Annotated in this window: 16 protein-coding genes; 8 read left to right on the top strand and 8 right to left on the bottom strand. The window is 72.0% G+C overall.

The features are described 5' to 3' along the window. Nucleotides 1-77: 77 nt before the first annotated feature. Together AB0C87_RS04925 and AB0C87_RS04920 are read right to left on the bottom strand one after the other, a co-directional pair. On the bottom strand, nucleotides 78-1,469 hold the full coding sequence (locus tag AB0C87_RS04925; RefSeq protein WP_345182871.1) for an iron-containing redox enzyme family protein: 1,392 nt from the start codon (nucleotides 1,467-1,469) through the stop codon (nucleotides 78-80). 524 nt (nucleotides 1,470-1,993) lie between these two features. Beyond that, nucleotides 1,994-2,977: a helix-turn-helix domain-containing protein gene (locus AB0C87_RS04920; RefSeq protein WP_353832165.1), complete on the bottom strand. Its 984-nt coding sequence runs from the start codon at nucleotides 2,975-2,977 to the stop codon at nucleotides 1,994-1,996. A gap of 108 nt (nucleotides 2,978-3,085) precedes the next feature. On the opposite strand from AB0C87_RS04920, the gene AB0C87_RS04915 reads away from it, so the two are divergent. Further along, on the top strand, nucleotides 3,086-3,547 hold the full coding sequence (locus tag AB0C87_RS04915; protein WP_345182873.1) for a rhodanese-like domain-containing protein: 462 nt from the start codon (nucleotides 3,086-3,088) through the stop codon (nucleotides 3,545-3,547). Between the two features lie 202 nt (nucleotides 3,548-3,749). Beyond that, nucleotides 3,750-5,219, top strand: coding sequence for a DEAD/DEAH box helicase (locus AB0C87_RS04910; RefSeq protein ID WP_360576596.1), 1,470 nt, complete (start codon nucleotides 3,750-3,752; stop codon nucleotides 5,217-5,219). Between the two features lie 75 nt (nucleotides 5,220-5,294). On the opposite strand, the gene AB0C87_RS04905 is transcribed toward AB0C87_RS04910, so the two are convergent. Next, nucleotides 5,295-6,104, bottom strand: coding sequence for an acyltransferase (locus AB0C87_RS04905; RefSeq protein WP_360576595.1), 810 nt, complete (start codon nucleotides 6,102-6,104; stop codon nucleotides 5,295-5,297). A gap of 109 nt (nucleotides 6,105-6,213) precedes the next feature. Continuing rightward, a complete protein-coding gene (locus tag AB0C87_RS04900) occupies nucleotides 6,214-6,690 on the bottom strand; it encodes a hypothetical protein (protein WP_345187093.1) in 477 nt (158 codons plus the stop codon). A gap of 187 nt (nucleotides 6,691-6,877) precedes the next feature. On the opposite strand from AB0C87_RS04900, the gene AB0C87_RS04895 reads away from it, so the two are divergent. After that, nucleotides 6,878-7,402, top strand: a complete 525-nt coding sequence (locus tag AB0C87_RS04895) for a peptidylprolyl isomerase (RefSeq protein WP_345187095.1) — start codon at nucleotides 6,878-6,880, stop codon at nucleotides 7,400-7,402. A 71-nt stretch (nucleotides 7,403-7,473) separates the two neighbouring features. After that, nucleotides 7,474-8,370, top strand: coding sequence for a rhomboid family intramembrane serine protease (locus AB0C87_RS04890; protein ID WP_345187097.1), 897 nt, complete (start codon nucleotides 7,474-7,476; stop codon nucleotides 8,368-8,370). Between the two features lie 175 nt (nucleotides 8,371-8,545). Here AB0C87_RS04890 and AB0C87_RS04885 read toward each other — a convergent pair whose 3' ends face one another. Next, entirely contained in the window at nucleotides 8,546-8,803 is a 258-nt protein-coding gene (locus tag AB0C87_RS04885; RefSeq protein ID WP_345187099.1) for a cell division protein CrgA, read from the bottom strand. Nucleotides 8,804-8,884: 81 nt separating this feature from the next. Here AB0C87_RS04885 and AB0C87_RS04880 point away from each other — a divergent pair, with 81 nt between their 5' ends. Genes AB0C87_RS04880 through AB0C87_RS04865 form a run of 4 tightly spaced genes read left to right on the top strand, consistent with a single transcriptional unit; the run spans nucleotide 8,885 to nucleotide 11,111 of the window. Further along, nucleotides 8,885-9,640, top strand: a complete 756-nt coding sequence (locus AB0C87_RS04880) for a DUF881 domain-containing protein (RefSeq protein ID WP_360355134.1) — start codon at nucleotides 8,885-8,887, stop codon at nucleotides 9,638-9,640. 23 nt (nucleotides 9,641-9,663) lie between these two features. Then, nucleotides 9,664-10,305 carry a class E sortase gene (locus AB0C87_RS04875; RefSeq protein WP_360576594.1) on the top strand — a complete coding sequence of 214 codons (642 nt, stop codon included), beginning with the start codon at nucleotides 9,664-9,666 and terminating at the stop codon, nucleotides 10,303-10,305. An 8-nt stretch (nucleotides 10,306-10,313) separates the two neighbouring features. After that, nucleotides 10,314-10,502, top strand: coding sequence for a hypothetical protein (locus tag AB0C87_RS04870; RefSeq protein WP_345187105.1), 189 nt, complete (start codon nucleotides 10,314-10,316; stop codon nucleotides 10,500-10,502). A gap of 6 nt (nucleotides 10,503-10,508) precedes the next feature. After that, nucleotides 10,509-11,111, top strand: a complete 603-nt coding sequence (locus AB0C87_RS04865; protein ID WP_353835014.1) for a gamma-glutamyl-gamma-aminobutyrate hydrolase family protein — start codon at nucleotides 10,509-10,511, stop codon at nucleotides 11,109-11,111. 215 nt (nucleotides 11,112-11,326) lie between these two features. On the opposite strand, the gene pknB is transcribed toward AB0C87_RS04865, so the two are convergent. Genes pknB through AB0C87_RS04850 form a run of 3 tightly spaced genes read right to left on the bottom strand, consistent with a single transcriptional unit; the run spans nucleotide 11,327 to nucleotide 16,078 of the window. Continuing rightward, nucleotides 11,327-13,138: a Stk1 family PASTA domain-containing Ser/Thr kinase gene (gene pknB / locus AB0C87_RS04860; protein WP_345187109.1), complete on the bottom strand. Its 1,812-nt coding sequence runs from the start codon at nucleotides 13,136-13,138 to the stop codon at nucleotides 11,327-11,329. 22 nt (nucleotides 13,139-13,160) lie between these two features. Next, a complete protein-coding gene (locus AB0C87_RS04855; protein ID WP_360576593.1) occupies nucleotides 13,161-14,606 on the bottom strand; it encodes a protein kinase in 1,446 nt (481 codons plus the stop codon). After that, entirely contained in the window at nucleotides 14,603-16,078 is a 1,476-nt protein-coding gene (locus AB0C87_RS04850) for a penicillin-binding transpeptidase domain-containing protein (protein WP_345187115.1), read from the bottom strand. The genes AB0C87_RS04855 and AB0C87_RS04850 overlap by 4 nt, the downstream gene beginning before the upstream one ends. Between the last annotated feature and the right edge of the window lies 1 nt (nucleotide 16,079).

Here is a 16,079-nt window from a genome sequence, read left to right as displayed (position 1 = left end):
GGGACGGCACGGGGCATGGCGCGGTCAGGCGGGGCGGGAGACGGGAGTCTCGGTGGGAGCGTCGGGGACGGGGAGTGTCAGGCGGGAGAGATGGCGTGGAGCAGGCAGGCGGTCTCCGGCGTCGCCGGCCGGATCCCGTAGAGGCGTCCGCCGGGGATCAGCAGGGCCTCGCCGCGCGCGAGCCGCTCGGGCGGCCCGGTGGGGGTCGTGACGAGGTCGGCCTCACCGCGCTCCACCTCCAGGACGACGTCGCCGTCATGGCTGCGCGTCCCGAACGGGCTCGCGGTCGTCAGCGCGACGCGCAGCGGCGGTTCGGAACCGGTCCGCGCCGAACCGGCGAGCTCCCGGTGCCGGGGGAGGTCGTCCGCCCAGCGGATCTGCGCCGCGGTGTCGTCCTCGAACCAGCCGCCGACCAGCCGCGCCTCGGCGATGCCGCGCAGCAGCTCGGGCACGACCCGCGGGCCGTGCCGGCCGGCCAGGGCCAGCAGCACCTGGTCGCGGGTGATGCGCCCGTGGTGCTCGTCGATGTGCGCGTGCTCGTCGCAGTAATGCAGATCGACGGTGTCGCCGAATATGCCGCGGAACACTTTGATCATTTCGACGAATGCGGGGGCGAACACCGCTTCCGCATAAGTGACCGCGCCCGCGTAGCGGAAGAATTTCGCATGGTCGCGGGACAGGTAGTAATAGTAGTTGTTCGTCGCCAGCGGTCCGGCCAGGTAGAAGTTCCAGTACGCGTGCACATGGGTCGCCATCGCGCGGCTGCGCAGCATTTTGGCGAAGATCGTGGTGTGCTTGGCGTCGTAGACCCCGTAGCCGAACTCGTCGATGAAAATCTTGAACAGGGCGGACTGCTCGGGCCCGTAGGCGCCGGCGAGGTTGCGCGACATCGCGGAGGCCTCGGTGAGCCCGTCCAGGGCGAGCTGCACCAGGTACAGGTCGGCGGCGCTCTTGCGGTCGCGGGCGTTCGCGATGGCGGTGAGCGCGGGCGACGGCCCGGCCGCGGCCTCCTCCACGACGTGCTGGAAGTAGGCCTCCAGCACGTCGGGCGTGGCGGCTCCGCTGACGTCCACGGCCTCGTCCAGGCAGCCGAACGCGAAACGTTCCAGTTCCGAGACGGAGCCTTCCCGGAGTTCCTTGAGGTCAGGGCCGTAGAAGCGGTCGAAATCCTCGTAGAGGCCGTCGAGCCCCTGCTCGGGGAGCAGCACCGTCTCGGCCTCGTAGAAGGTCCCGAGCAGCCGGTGCGCGGCGAGGGAGCGGTGGGCCGCCCACTCGCCCGGCCCCGGCGGGCCGTCGAAGTCGGACTCGGCCAGCGAGTCCGGCACGAGCATGCGGCGGTAGGGGTTGCGGCCGTGGACGACCTGGGAGTCACCGCGGAACAGCGGGTGGCCGGCGAACGCCAGGATCCGCTTTCCGAGGGTGCCGCCGGCGCGTGTGGCGGCAGGGGCTGCCTGCGGTTGAACTGTCATTTACTTGTACCGTTCACCTGACTACTCAAGGGTCGGGTGTAGCTGAGGGCGTGCGTGGCCGATTGTGTCGGCCAGGGTCGCTGAGAACGGCTTCCATTTGTTGGTGGGATGAACAAATGTTGCGGAGTGAAAGTGATCTATTACCGGCAGTAAGAGACCGCTTCCTCTCGGCTGCGGGGCAGATTAACAAAGGGTTTGGGCGGTGATCAACGATTGAGCTGGAACTTTGTGCCGGAGTTCGGCTTTGCCGCCGCGGGGCCGGACGTTTCGGTCGCGTCCAAAATGATCTTGCGGGCTTTCGGCCCGGCCGGCGCCCGTGCCCGTCCCGCGGCCCTGACAGCCGCGCTGACCTCGTCGACCCTGGCGGTCACCGCGGACGCGCGCCGGTCGCGGGCGCGGCGTGACCCACCCCTGACATCCGTGACTTCTGCTGGTCAGGAAACTCGGGGGAAACCCCGGTTCGTGACCGTAACCGGACGCACCTCCCGCCGCTGACCGCCGGCGTCCCGCCGCCCCGTCCCGGGTCAGGGGGCGGCGGTGGTGCGGAAGGTGCGGCGGTAGGCGGACGGCGAGGTGCGCATCGCCCGAGTGAAGTGGTGCCGGAAGGTCGCCGGGCTCTCGAAGCCGACCGCCGCGCCGACCTCCTCGATCGGAGCGCCGCCCTGCTCCAGCAGCGGCAGCGCGGCCAGGACCCGCTGGCCGACCACCCAGCGCAGCGGGCTCGTCCCGGTCCGCCGCTGGAAGCGCCGCAGGAACGTCCGGGGCGCGAGGCAGGCCTGCTGGGCCATGCGGCCCACCGTGATCGGCTCGGCGAGGTGGTCGAGCGCCCACGCCATGGCCCGCGCGACCGGGTCGTCCTCCCCCGGCGCGACCACCGCCGCCTCCACGAACTGCGCCTGCCCGCCGTCCCGGTGCGGCGGCACGACCAGCCGTCGCGCCACCGCGTTGGCGACCCTGGCGCCGTGGTCCTTGCGGACGAGGTGCAGGCACATGTCGAGGCCCGCCGCGCTGCCCGCCCCGGTGAGCACGTCGTCGCCGTCCACGTAGAGGACGTCGGGCGTCACCCGGACGCCGGGGTGGCGCCGGCGCAGCAGGTCGGCGTACCGCCAGTGCGTGGTGGCCGCCCGTCCGTCCAGGAGCCCGGCGGCGGCCAGCGCGAACGCGCCCGAGCAGATGGACGCCACGCGGGCGCCCCGCGCGTGCGCCTCCCGGAGCGCCGCGACGACCTCCGGCGGCGGGTCGCGGTGAACGTCGGGGACGGCGACGACCAGGACGGTGTCCGCCGACGCGAACACGTCCAGCCCGTGCTCGGCCGTCATCGTGAAACCGCCCACCGCGCGCATCGGGCCGCGTTCCAGCGAGCAGACACGCAGGTCGTACCAGGGGACGTCCAGTTCGGGGCGGGGCAACCCGAAGACCTCGACGACCGTGCCCAGCTCGAACGGCGCCATGCCGTCGAACACCAGCACCGACACGGTGTGCCGGCGGGACGGGGTGGCGACGCGCATGGCGAGATCTTAGCGATACGCGGCATTCACGCCACTTCCGGACGCGTCGCCGGCCCCCGAGGATCGAGACGGCCACGAGAGACTTCTCACCTTCGAGGGAGCCCGAGCATGAACGCAGCCGACCAGACGCCCGCCGCCACCGCCGCAGAGGCGCTCCGCCACTTCTCCGCCCGCCTCGCCTTCGAGACGGACGTGTCCGACGTGGCCGCCCGACTCGCCGAGGGGACGCCCGGCCTCGTGGTCGTCGACACCCGGAGCGCCGAGAGCTGGGCGCAGGGCCACGTCCGGGGCGCCGTCCACCTGCCCACCGCCGACATCGCCGAACGCGCCGCCGCGCTCGTCCCCGAGGACGCGGACGTGGTGCTCTACTGCTGGGGGCCCGGCTGCAACGGCGCCCAGAAGGCGGCGCTGGAGTTCGCGAAGCTCGGCCGTCCCGTCAGGGAGATGCTCGGCGGGTTCGAGTACTGGGCCCGGGAGGGCTACCCCGTGCAGACCGGTGGCGGCGCCGTCACGCGGCGTTCACCCGACCCGCTCACCGCCCCCGTCAACGGTGTTTCGTGTGCTTGCTGAGCGTGCCGTGGCGCATGTTCCTTCGGAGACGGGGCATAAGGTCGTCCCCTGACGACGTTAGACTCTAGGAATCACTCTTCGGCGCCGACGAACGGCGCCAGGCTCGTCCTTGCAGGCCAAACCCAGCGCGGTGCCTCCCGAGACGTGCCCCCCTCTCGGAAGGTAATGCGTGACCACAGCTGCCGCTGAACAGAACCCCACCATGCCCGCCATCGCGGACGAGGAGAGGGTTCCCACTTTCGCCGAGCTCGGCCTCCCGCCGGTTCTGGTGAGCGCCCTGGTCCGCCAGGGCATCGAGGCGCCGTTCCCCATCCAGGCCGCCGCGATCCCCGACGTGATGGATGGGCGCGACGTCCTCGGCCGCGGCAAGACCGGCTCCGGCAAGACCCTGGCGTTCGGACTGCCGCTCCTGGCCCGCCTCGCCGGCCGCAAGGCCGCCCCCAAGCGCCCCCTGGCGCTGATCCTCGTCCCGACCCGCGAGCTCGCCCAGCAGGTCCAGACCAACCTGGAGCCGCTCGGCCGCGGGCTCGGCCTGCGCTTCAAGACCGTCATCGGCCAGACCTCGATGTTCAAGCAGATCGACGCGCTGCGCCGCGGCGTCGAGGTGCTCGTGGCCACCCCCGGCCGGCTCAAGGACCTGATGCGCCAGGGCGCCTGCGACCTGTCCGACGTCGAGATCGCCGTGCTCGACGAGGCCGACCACATGGCCGACATGGGCTTCCTGCCCGACGTCACCGACATCCTGGACGCCGCCAAGCCCGGCGGGCAGCGGCTGCTGTTCTCCGCCACCCTCGACAAGGACGTCGACGTCCTGGTCCGGCGGTACCTGAACGAGCCGGTCACGCACGCGATCGGCCCGGTGGACGAGTCCGTCGCCACCATGGACCACCACCTGCTGCTCGTGGCGCCCAAGGAGAAGAGCGCCGTCACCGCCGAGATCGCCAACCGCGAGGGCCGGACGATCCTGTTCGCCCGCACCAAGCACGGCGTCGACCGGCTCGCCAAGCAGCTCACCCAGGCCGGGGTCCGCGCGGCGGGGCTGCACGGCGGCAAGAGCCAGGGCCTGCGCACCCGCACCCTCGCCGAGTTCCGCGAGGGCACCATCAGCGTGCTGGTCGCCACCGACGTCGCCGCCCGCGGCATCCACGTCGACGACGTCTCCCTGGTGATGCACGTCGACCCGCCCGCCGACCACAAGGACTACATGCACCGCGCCGGGCGCACCGCCCGCGCCGGCGAGCGCGGCACGGTCGTCACGCTCGTCCTGCCGCACCAGGTGCGCTCCACGTCCGCGATGACGCGCCGCGCCGGCATCAACGCGCCCCGGACCCGGGTGTCCACCGGCGACTCCGAGCTGGTCAAGCTGACCGGCGCCCGGCAGCCGTCCGGCATCCCGATCGAGGAGCCGATCATCCCCGAGCGGCCCGCGCGCCGCGAGGGCGGCCGGGGACGGCCGGGCGGGCGCGGTCGCGGCCGCGGCCCGCGCACCTTCGACCGCGAGGGCGGCAACCGCCGCCAGGGCGGCGAGGGCGGTCGCGGCGGCGAGCACCGCTCCTACTCGTCCGGCGAGCGCCGCGGCGGCGGTCCCCGGACCGGCGGCGGCTCCCACGGCAACCGCCGGGGCGGCTCCGCCTCCTTCGGGGGCGACCGCCGGACGGCCCGCACCAGCTGATCGACGACCGAAGAGCCCCGCACTCGCGTGCGGGGCTCTTCGCTTTCCGGGTGCGGGGGCGGCGGGGCGCGGCGGTCAGCCGGCCTCCTCGCTGAGGACGTCGCCGTCGCGTGCGGCGGACTCGGCGCGCAGCCTGTCCTGGAGGATCTGCAGGCCCTCCAGGCCGTCCACTGAGAGGGCCGCGAGCTCGTCCAGCGACATCAGGGGGTCGGTGCGCAGGGGCGGCTGCCAGCCGCTCTCCTTGTCGTGGCTGCGCAGGATCTTGGCCGGGACGCCGCCGATGACCGAGTGGTCGGGGAACTCGCCGCGGACGACGGCGCCGCCGGCCACCGCGACGTTGCGGCCGAGGCGGGTGCCGGGAAGGATGATCGCCCCGGTGCCGATCCAGCAGCCGTCCCCGATCACCACCGGGTTGTTCTCCGGCCACTGCCGCCCGATCGGGGTGTGCAGGTCGCCGTAGGTGTGGTTCTGGTCGGTGATGTAGACGTTCGGGCCGGTGAAGACGTCGTCGCCGATCTCGATCGACTGGTGACCCACGATGTGGGTGCCGCGGCCGAGCGAGCAGCTCCCGCCGATCCGGACGATGACGTCCGGCCCGAGGTCGAGGCCGGGCACGAACCCGGCGGAGATGGTGACGTGCGTGCCCACCAGCGTGTGGTCGCCGATCGAGATCCAGGGCTCGCCGTAGATCGCGCCGGTCGGGAAGCCGATGCAGGCGCCCTCGCCCAGGTAGGCGAAACTGCGGCGGCCCGGCGTGTGCGGGCTGATCTCCCCGTGCCGCTGGATCCATTCCCAGGCGCGGTGCACGGCCGTGTGCACGCCCTGGCGCGCCCGCTGCTTCGCGCGGGCCGCCAGCACCTGCCGCAGGGGGCGTTTCGGCGACATGGCGTTCACCGTACCGGGTGGTAGCAACTCCCGTCCGCACCGGGACGGCGAAGGGCCCGGCCGCGGTGCGGCCGGGCCCTCACCCGTGCTTCCAGCGCGTTCGCAGGCCTCAGTGCGGTGAATGCACCTGGCCGTCCGCGTCGGCGCCGCTGACCGTCATGGAGTCGGCCGAGGTCGCGCTGCCGGAATGCTCACCCGACCCCTTGGCCATGTCGCGGACGGCGCCGCGCCGCGTGGCCACCGCGCCGGCCACTCCGACGGCGGCGACCACCCCCACCATCGCCATGACGGCGCCGCGCCCGGACTTCGCCGCCGACTTCGGCGGTTCCACCCGCCCCGCGACGTCGCTCAGGAACGAGCTCACCCGCGGGGCGAGCCCGGTCTCCACGTACCGGGCCGCATGACGCAGCCTCGGTGCGCTCCAGCCACGGGCGACCATCACGCGTTCGTTCGCGATGGGCCCGATCCGCTCGGCCGCGCCCGCGGCGCCCTGACGGCACGCGTCGACGCCCTGGCGGGCCGCCTGCTGGACGCGGCCGAGCCGGTCGACGACCTCGTCCTGCGGCTTCCGGCGGATATTGATCATTAGGGACACGCTAACCTCCCTGTTTGCGAGGTCCTGTCAGGCAGCCTTCCCAGCGAACGGGAGGTAAACACCGCGACCGTGACGAGCCTTCAACGGAAAGTGACGGATCCGGGCCTGGCCGGGACCCCGCACCGCACGTCACCGAACCCGTCGACGTCAAAGAATCCACCAAGAGGAGGCGGCCAGCGTGGCCAACGAGATCTTCGCGACGCTCACCACGTCGCTGGGCAAGATCGTCATCCAGCTGTACCCGGAGCACGCGCCCGAGACCGTGGCGAACTTCGTCGAGCTGGCGGAGGGCACCCGCACCTGGACCGACCCGCGCACCGGCCAGAAGTCGGACGCGCCGCTCTACAACGGAACCATCTTCCACCGGGTCATCGACGACTTCATGCTCCAGGGCGGCGACCCGCTCGGCACCGGCACCGGCGGCCCCGGCTACCAGTTCAAGGACGAGTTCCACCCCGACCTGAAGTTCGACCGCCCGTACCTGCTGGCGATGGCGAACGCGGGGCCCGGCACCAACGGCTCCCAGTTCTTCATCACGACGAACGTCGCGCACACGCGGCACCTGACCGGCCGGCACACCATCTTCGGCAAGGTCATCGAGGGCACCGACGTCGTCGACCGCATCAGCAAGGTCGAGACCGGGCGGGGGGACCGCCCGAAGGAGGACGTCGTCATCGAGTCGGTGACGATCGAACGCCGTTAGACGTTGTCACGGTGAGACCCCGCCACGGGTGAGCCGAGCGCCCGCCGCACGTAAGGCCCACGGAGCCACTGATGAGCACAGACCAGAGTCCCGTTCCCGAGACCTCGGTGCCGACCTGCTACCGGCATCCGAGCCGCGAGACGTATGTGCGCTGCACCCGATGCGACCGCTTCATCTGCCCGGAGTGCATGCGGGACGCGGCGGTGGGGCACCAGTGCGTGGAGTGCGTCGCCGAGGGCAACCGGGGGGCCCGCAAGGCGGTCCCCCGGACGGTCCTCGGCGCGCGGGGCGGGGCGACGGCCGTGCCGATCGTCACCTACACGCTCATCGGCGCGTGCATCGCGGCGTACCTCGCCGAGCTGGCGTCCTGGCGCGTGGTCTGGGAGTTCATGATGCTCGGCCAGGGGGTGCTGCCCGGCGGGCAGGTCGGCGGGGTCGCCGAGGGCGAGTGGTACCGGCTGTTCACCACGATGTTCCTGCACCAGCGCGGCGGGTCGTTCGGCATCACCCACATCCTGTTCAACATGTGGGCGCTGTGGGCCGTCGGTCCCGCGCTGGAGCAGGTGCTCGGACGGTGGCGCTTCCTCGCCCTCTACGTGCTGTCGGGGCTCGGCGGCTCGGTGCTGCTGTACCTGGTCGGGTCCCCGCACGACTCGGCGGTCGGCGCGTCCGGGGCCATCTTCGGACTGTTCGGGGCGTACTTCGTGATCGGCCGCAGGCTCGGCGGGCCGGTCGGCCCCATCGTGGTCCTGCTGGTGATCAACCTGGTGATCACGTTCTCGGTGCCGGGCATCTCCTGGCAGGGCCACGTCGGCGGCCTGGCGGTGGGGGCGGCGCTGGCCGCGGCCTACGCCTACGCGCCGGAGGCGCGGCGCCGGCTGGTGCACCTCGGCGCGCCGCTGGTCATGCTGGCGCTGCTCGCGGGGCTCGTGGTGCTCAGAACGGCCGAACTGAGCCCGGCGATGTAGCCGTGCGCGGGATGGCCGTGCGCGGGATGGCCGTGCGCGGGGCCGCCGCGCACGGCCGCACCGGCCGCCCGGCTCGCGCGCGGCGGCGTCCGCGCTCCGGCGCCTGTGGACACCCGCTGTGGAAAACCTGGGGAAAGGCGCGGTGAGAGATCCTCAACCTGTGGATAACTCGCGGTCAGCGCCAGCGGGTCGACAGGACCACGCCCAGGATGATCGCGGTGAAGCCGATTCCCAGGTTCCAGTTGTGCAGGTCGGTCATGTACGGCACGTCCGTACCCGTGCTGGCCGTCACGTAGAAGACAGCGATCCAGATCAGGCCGACGAGCCACAGAGCGACCATCGTCGGCACGAGCCAGCGCGGGCTGACCTCGGGCGCCTTGGACTTCTGCGGGGGCGTGTAGACGGCCTTCTTGCGCACTTTGGACTTGGCCACGGTGGGATCGATCTCCTCGGGCGTCCGGCGGCCGGAGCGTCGGACCGCGCATGGGTGTTTTGTCGGTTAGCGTAGTCGCTGGTGAGCAGCGTACGGCGTCCGGCGTGGGGAAGCATCATCCCAGTTCTCACGCTCCTTGCGGGAACCTTGTTCGCGGCGAGCGCGAGCACGGCCCGCGGCACGAGCCTGCGCGAACAGGGCCGGACCAGGATCACCGAGCTCATCACCGCGGAGCAGCGCCGGGGCCGGCAGGATCGTGCCGAGTACCGGCGACTGCGCCGCCAGGTCGACGGTATCTCCCGGGAGGCCGGACGTCACGACGCCCGGGTGAAAAACGCTCAGGCGGAGGCCGACCGGCTCGCCGCCGAGGCCGGTTTCACCCCCGCCGCCGGCCGCGCCGTCCGCGTCTCGCTGGACGACGCGCCGCAGCCGAAGTCGGGCGAGCTGCCCCGCGGCGTCCGCCCGGACGACCTGGTGGTGCACCAGGGCGACGTCCAGGCCGTCGTCAACGCGCTGTGGGCGGGCGGCGCCCGCGCCATGCAGATCATGGACCAGCGGGTGATCTCGACCAGCGCGGTGCGGTGCGTCGGCAATACGCTGATCCTCCAGGGCGTGGTGTACTCGCCGCCGTTCCGGATCACCGCCGTCGGAGATCCGGCCCGGCTGCGCGCCGCGCTCGGCGCGTCCCGCGAGATCGCGGTCTACCGCGAGTACGTCCGCGCCTACGGGCTCGGCTACGCGGTGCGGACGATGGAACGCGCCACGCTGCCGGCCTACACCGGCAACGTGACCATGAAGCACGCTACGGTTCCGGCGGAACCGCCCGAAGGCGGCTGAACCCCCCGGAAGAGGAGGACGCGGTGCGGACGGTGATCCGTGGCATGGGCGAGCTGTGCATCACCGCCGGGCTGGTCGTCATGCTGTTCGTGACGTACGAGCTGTGGGGCACCGGCCAGTACACCAAGGGCGCCCAGGACGAGCTCGGCGACGAGATGATGAAGAACTGGCGGGCCACCAAGGTCACCACTGAGCGGGTCAAGCTCGGCCGGGGCCTCGCCGTGATCCGCATCCCCCGGTTCGGCGAGCACTACCGCTTCGTCGTGATCGAGGGCGTCGACCGGGCCGACCTGCGCAAGGGGCCCGGCCACTACCCGGGCAGCGCGCTGCCGGGCCAGGTCGGGAACTTCGTGGTCTCCGGGCACCGGACCACCTACTCCGCGCCGTTCAACCGGCTCGGCGAACTCGAGCGCGGCGACAGGATCCTCATCGACACCCGGGACGAGCAGTACGTCTACAAGGTCACCGACCGGCGGATCGTGAAGCCGTCGGCGGTGGAGGTGACCGCGCCCGTCCCCTTCCACCCGAAGCGGCGGCCGACCGAGCGGCTCCTCACCCTCACCACCTGCCACCCGAAGTACTCCGCCGCCCAACGAATGGTCGTCTTCGGCGAGCTGGCCGAGGCCCTGCCGCGCGCGGCGTCGGCCCGGGCCGCCGGGACGTAGGAGGCCCCGTGTACGCATGGATCTGGCGCCGGCTGCCCGGCTCCTGGCAGACCAAGACCGCGACCGCGCTCGGACTGCTCGTCGCGGTCGCCGTCCTCCTCTGGTACGTCGTGTTCCCGTGGATCGAACCCAAGGTCCAGTTCGACCACGGCGTCGTGCAGGACCCGGCGCCGTCCGGCTCCGCCACCCCGGGCTGACCGGCGATGCGCGTCCTCGTCGTCGACAACCACGACAGCTTCGTCTACAACATCGTCCAGTACCTGCTGGAGCTCGGCGCCGACTGCCTGGTCAGGGACCGTTCGGACGTCGCCGTCGAGGACGCCGCCGGCGTCGACGGCGTCCTGCTCAGCCCCGGCCCCGGGCATCCCGCCGACGCCGGAGTCTGCCTCGACCTCGTGCGGGACGCCGAGCGCCGCGGCACGCCCCTGCTCGGCGTGTGCCTCGGCCATCAGGTGATCGCCCACGTGCACGGCGCGACGGTCGCCCGCGCCCCCGAGATCGTCCACGGCTTCACGAGCGAGATCCACCACGACGGCGCCGGCGTCTTCCGCGGCCTGCCGGACCCGTTCGCCGCGACCCGCTACCACTCGCTCGCCGTCGTGCCCGGGACGGTCCCGCCGGACGTCCTGGAGGTGACCGCCCGCACCGGCGACGGCGTCGTCATGGGCCTGCGCCACCGCGGCCGGCCCGTCGAGGGCGTCCAGTTCCACCCCGAGTCGATCCTCTCCACGGCGGGCCATCGACTGCTTCGGAACTGGCTCGAAACCTGCGATGACCTGAGGCGTCATCCCGCCGGACGGGGCTAGAGACACCCATCTCGCCCCAACTCAGAAAATTTCGATTGAAATCCGTAACGTCCGCTGGCGTCGCGACGAAGACCATAGCGAAGGGCTTCCGCCATTGCCCCCGAGTGGCGGAGGCCCTTCTCTCGTGCCCGGGCCCGTCCGGCCCCGCGACACGGCCCGCGAGACGCCCGAGGGCCCCGCCTCCAGAAGGAGACGGGGCCCTCGATCGCTTCCGGTCAGCCCTGGCCGTTGCCGGGGGGCCAGCCGGGCAGGCCCGGCGTCGGCGAGGTCGGGGTACTGGGCGGCGGCGTCTGCGGCTTCTGCGCCACGAAGATCGTCACCGTCTCGCCCGGCGCCACGGTGGCGCCCTCGCCCGGCTGCTGGTCGTACACGAAGCCGGGCGCGACCTGCTTGTCGGGCGGCGGCGCGCCCTTCTGCACGTTGCACCTCAGGCCCATGCCCTCCAGCTTGCCGCACGCGGCCCGCTGGCTGTTGTTGAACAGGCTCGGCACCTTCAGGCTCGACGGGCCCGTCGACACCGTCACCGTGACGTTCGAGCCCTTCGCCGCCTTCGTGCCGCCGGACGGGTCGGTCGAGATCACGTTGCCGCGCGGCACGGTGTCGTTCGAGTCGACCCGCTTGTCGACCTCGAACCCGCTCTCCTCCAGCATCTTCTTCGCCGTGGCGTACGGCTTGCCGGTGACGTCCGGGATCTCGATCTCCGTGGGCGGCTTCTTGCCCTTGGAGACCACCAGCGTCACCGTGGCGCCCTTGGCGGCGTCCGTGCCGGGCTGCGGATCGGAGCTGATCACGTAACCCTTCCGGACGTCGTCGCTGAAGTCGGTCCTCGGATCGCCGACCTTGAAGCCGAGCTTGGTCAGCTGGCCCGTCGCGTCGTTCTGCGAGACGTTGATGATGCTCTTCGGGATCGCGACCTGGTCGCTCTTGTCGTTCCCCTTGCTCATCAGCAGGCCGATGAGCGCGGCCCCGCCGATGAACAGGACCGCGAGCCCCACCCACAGCGCGGCCTTCTTGCCGGCGCCGCCGCGTCCGTCGTCGTCGTAGTGGGCGGGCGGCAGGCCGTAGCCGTCGTCCTGCGGCCGCACCTGCGTGCGCGCCGGGCCGCCGCCGTACGCGCCCATCACCTGCGTGCCCTGCGGCTGCTGGCCGCCCATCAGCATCGTGGACGCCGCCGTCGACGACACCGGCTGGCCCTGCAGGACGCGCTGGATCTCCTGCCGGAACTCCGTCGCGTTCTGGTAGCGGTGGTCGGCCTCCTTCGCCATCGCCTTCAGCACGATGGCGTCCGCCCACTGCGGGATCTGCGGGTCCACCTGCGACGGCGGGACCGGCTCCTCCCGCACGTGCTGGTAGGCGATCGCGACCGGGGAGTCGCCGGTGAACGGCGGCTTGCCGGTGAGCAGCTCGTACAGCACGCAACCGGTCGAGTAGATGTCGCTGCGGGCGTCCACCCGCTCGCCGCGCGCCTGCTCGGGCGACAGGTACTGCGCGGTGCCGATCACCTGGGCGGTCTGCGTCATCGTGGACGCCGTGTCGGCCATGGCCCGGGCGATGCCGAAGTCCATGACCTTGACCTCGTGCTGCCGGGTGAGCATCACGTTGGCCGGCTTGATGTCGCGGTGCACGATGCCGCCGCGGTGGCTGTAGTCCAGCGCCCGCAGGATCCCGTCGGTGATCTCCAGGGCCTTGTCGGGCAGCAGCGCGCGGTTCTCCCTGAGCAGGTCGCGCAGCGTGCTCCCGTCCACGTGCTCCATGACGATGTACGGGATCGGGGTGTCACCGATCATGTCCTCGCCGGTGTCGTACACGGCGATGACCGAGGGGTGGTTCAGCGACGCGGCCGACTGGGCCTCGCGCCGGAACCGGGCCTGGAACGTGGGGTCGCGGGCCAGGTCGGAGCGCAGCGTCTTGACCGCGACCACGCGATCGAGGCGGCGGTCCCGGGCACGGTAGACCTCGGCCATGCCGCCGCGCCCGATCACCGTTTCGAGCTCGTAGCGGCCGCCGAGCAGCCGAGGTTGACTCATATGTGCACTTTCCCTCGTACGTCTACACCTTGTCTCCAGAACCTAGCTTCCCCTCCTGGGTCGGCGGGGGATCCGGGCTCGGAGTTGACGGAGTCGTGGTGCTCCCCGTCGGGGCGGGTGTGGGCTCAGGGGCGGTGGGAGTCGCCCGGGGCGGATTCCTTGATGGCTTGTGTGAGAGGGACGCCTGGGGCGGCGCCTGCGTTGACGGACGGATCCTATGCGTCCGGTGCCGCGGCGGGACAGCCGGCCTCGGAGTGCCCCGGGCCTTGCGCCGGGGCGGGGCGCCGGTGGGCGCGGGGGTGGAGGCCGGAACGTCGACGCTGCCGTCCCCGACCGGCCGGGTGGCCGGGGTGGCGGGCGGCTCCCGCTCGTCCTTGCCCGGTCCGGCGAAGGCCAGCCCCTTCCACAGGGAGCCGACGACGATCACGCAGACCAGCACGACGGCCGCGACCGACGCGTACGCCAGTGCCGAGCGCCGTTGCCCGCTCACCGGTCCGCTGGAGAGGTTATCCGCCCCTTCGTCAGCGTCAAATCCCGACAAAGCCGACGATCTTGCGGGGAGGGGGCCGGGGCCCGCGCCCGAGGGCCTGCGTGCGCCCCGGCGCGCCGTGTCCAGCCGGGCGGTCTCGTGGGACGCGCCGGTGCGGCCCGTGCTGAGCGACGCGCGGATCCCCAGCGCCCGCGCGGCGACCGTGTCGGCGTTCGCGGGACGGTCGCGCGGCTCCTTCGCGAGCATCTCCATGACCAGCTCGCGGGCCGACTCGGGAACCCGCGCCGGCAGCTCGGCGGGAGCGTCCCGGACGTGCTTGAGCGCCACCTCCACCGGCGTCGCCCCGTCGAACGGCGGCGCGCCGGTCAGGCACTCGTAGGCCACCGCGCCCAGCGAGTACAGGTCCGCCGCCGGGGAGAGCTCCAGGCCCTGCGCCTGCTCCGGGGAGATGTAGTGCGCGGTCCCCATGACCATCCCGGTCTGGGTCTGCGACGCCGCCGCCAGCCGGCGGGCGATCCCGAAGTCGGTGATCTTCAGGGTGCCGTCCGGGGCCACCATCAGGTTCGCCGGCTTGACGTCGCGGTGCACGATCCCGGCCGCGTGCGCGACCGCCAAGGCCCGGGCCGCCTGGACGATCAGATCGAGCACCGCCTCCAGCGGCAGCCCGCCGTCGCGCGCCAGGATCTCGTCCAGCGGCTCGCCCGGAACCAGCTCCATCACCAGGAACGTCCGCCCGGCCTGCTCGCCGTAGTCGAACGCCCGCGCGATGCCCGGATGCCGCAGCTCCGCCGCGAACCGCGCCTCCGACTCGAAACGGCCGCGCGCCCGCATGTCCGAGCCCAGCTCCAGGCGCAGCAGCTTCACCGCCACCGCCCGCCCCGACAGCGCGTCGGACGCGCGCCAGACCTCGCCCATCCCGCCGATCGCCAGCCGCTCCAGCAGCCGGTACCGGTCGTGCAGGACGAGGCCCGCACTCACTTCTGCAGAACCTTCGCCATGATCGCCGCCGCGACGGGGCCGGCGTTGCTCGCGCCGGAACCCGGGGCCTCGACCATCACGGCGAACGCGTAGCGCGGGCTCTGGGTCGGGCTGAACCCGACGAACCAGTTCGCGTTCGGGTTGCCCGGACCCTGCTCGGCGGTACCGGTCTTGCCGGCGACCCGCCTGCCCGCCAGGTTCTTCGCGGTGCCCTCGGAGACCACCGCGCGCATCATGTCCTCGAGCTGGCTCGCCTGGTCGCCGCTCATCGCCTCGCCGAACTCCTTCGGGGAGGCGTTGTAGAGCTCGCTCTGGTCCTTCGCGCGGACCTTCTGCACCACGTACGGGTTCATGATCTTGCCGCCGTTGGCGATCGAGCAGGCGACCAGCGCCATCTGCAGCGGCGTGGCCCGCACGTTCTCCTGGCCGATTCCGGACCGGGCCGTGCCGTCCTTGCCGGTCTCGATGGTGTTGCCCTTGGCGTCCTTGATCGACACCGGGATGTCGCTCTCCGCCGCGTACATGTCGGGCTCCAGCTGGACATGTTTGCCGAACCCGAACGGGGCGGCGCCGTCGTGCAGCTCCTGGATGCCCATGTCCAGCGCCATCTTCGCGAACGAGGTGTTGCAGGACTCGGCGAACGCGCCGCGCAGCGGGGCCGACCCGGCGCAGCTGCCGCTGTCGTGCGAGTTCGGCAGCGGACGGCCCGACTCCGGCAGGATCAGCTGCCCGGTGTTCACCGTGGACGAGCTGTTGAGGCCGAGCTTCTGCATCCCGATCGCCGACACGACCGCCTTGAACGAGGACCCGGGTGGGAACGTCTGGCTGAGGGCGTTGTCGACCAGCGGCTTGACGACGCCCTCGCCCTTGTCGAGCTGCTCCAGGCGCTTCCCGCCCTTCTCACCGGTCTGCGGCGCGACCTCGTTCGGGTCGAACGACGGCCACGACGCCGCCACCTTCACCGCGCCCGTCTTCACGTCGATCACCACCGCGCCGCCCCGGCGGCCCTGAGCCGTCCCCGCCTTCAGCTGCTCGTAGGCGGTGCGCTGCGCCTGCGGGTCGATCGTCAGCTCGACGTTGGCGCCCTCGGCCTTCTTGCCGATGAACGTGTCGAACCAGCGCTGCTGCGTGATCCGCGTGTCCTTGCCGCCGAGCAGCGAGTTGTAGGCCCGCTCGACCTGGGTGGCGTTGCCGTTGAAGTACCCGGTGATCGGCGCGAAGACCGGCCCGTCCTTGTAGGTGCGGCCGTACTTCGGGTTGTCCTTGCCGGTCTCCTTCGAGGTCACCAGCACCTCGCCACCCGCCGAGATCTGGCCGCGCGGCGAGTTGAACACGTCGGCGTACTGGCGGCTGTTGCGGGCGTCGGTCCGCAGGTCCTCCGCCTGGCTGCCCTGGACGTAGTTGACCTGCGCCATCAGTCCGAAGAACAGCAGCAACGCGAAGATCGCCACCCGCCGAACCGGCTTGTCCATG

It is taken from the genome of Actinomadura sp. NPDC048021 (assembly GCF_040653135.1).
GTDB classification, from domain to species: domain Bacteria; phylum Actinomycetota; class Actinomycetes; order Streptosporangiales; family Streptosporangiaceae; genus Spirillospora; species Spirillospora verrucosospora.
This window is presented reverse-complemented; position numbering and strand designations above follow the sequence as displayed.